Source organism: Ulvibacter sp. 2305UL32-6, assembly GCF_058148545.1.
Genome location: NZ_JBYVKA010000034.1, coordinates 1 through 1271, shown reverse-complemented (window position 1 = coordinate 1271; position 1271 = coordinate 1). Strand labels below are relative to the sequence as shown.

The window sequence follows — 1271 nt, the reverse complement described above, 5'->3', positions numbered from 1 at the left end:
GTGCATATAACAAAATGAAGAAACCTAGTATTAAAGAAGACAAACTCAAAATTTTCACCGAGGAATATATCAAAGGTGATAAAGAAAAAAGTATGTCTTTACTGCAAAAATTACTTGAAGAACAGCACCAAGCAAAAATCGATTATTATAAAGAAAATCCAGTAGATGCGCCAAATGAAGTTCTAAATCATGCTCTAATTGAAGGAATAGGTATTAGCAATGATTTTGTTCTTTCAAAAGGAGACTTTTTTGAATTCTTTACAATAGGTCATGAGAAATTTTATTGTTGGACATATGAAACAGACGAGAACTCTATTCTTGTTGTGGAAGTAAATCCAGAGGTTAAAGAAAAGGAGTTATGGAAAACAGCCATATCAATACTTGAAATTGCTTTTACTATGGCTAGTGAACTTGAATCTGGGCATGAATTTGCCTATGATTGGGTTTATCGATTCAATCATAAAGAAAAATTAGAAAGTTTACACTATCTAAAAGATAGACATCATACTTTGAATTGGAAAAGTATGCGAAGAATTAATGAATTCTCTGATATAGCTGTTTTAATAGAAATTTTAAACAGAGATGACAAATTTTTTATTGCATGCCAAAACATCATTGCTGCTAAACAGAATCATGAATTCTGTCAAATATGTGCTTTAACACCTGAACATTTAAGAAAACATAGAGACCATGAGCCAGAGATATGGGAAAAAGTAAATCTTCTTCCAAAAATGGAAGCTGCAATTGTCCAAGCGACTAGAAGTGTTGAAGCAATTTTAGGAAAGCCAGGAAAAAGAGATTCGACAACAAAACTTAATCGAATTAAAGAAAGGTGGTCGAGGAATATATTAATAAATCCTGATGAGGAATTTAAACTGACAGGTCAATCATTTTTAGATTATTACTATGACCTATTTCAGTTAAGAAACAACTCAGCTCACAGCTTTGGTGAATTATCCTTTCATATGCAAAGACAAGAAACAATAGAGGCACAAAGTTTTGCTTGGATAATTATCTCAAACTATTTCAAAAAAAATTCTGTCACAGAAGAAGAATCATTAGTAGCTCTGAAATTTAACAATGAACTTATTGATTTGTTTAAAGGTGTAAATGTTTCATCAAAAGGTACGAAAGATGTAAAATACACACCCTAACACCGTATAAAATTAATTGCTAGTGCAAGCCTACTTACGAAAATCCTCACGGATTTTCTATTCGGTTTGTATTTGCTAAATTAGTTGCTTAAAACACGCAACTAATCTTATACATAA

At 31.2% G+C, this 1271-nt stretch carries 1 protein-coding gene; it reads left to right on the top strand.

The genetic code is table 11. The annotated features are described in order from the left end of the window. A partial coding sequence (locus ACY2RU_RS17550; RefSeq protein ID WP_490139784.1) for a hypothetical protein occupies positions 1-1154 on the top strand: 1154 nt, incomplete at its 5' end. Between the last annotated feature and the right edge of the window lie 117 nt (positions 1155-1271).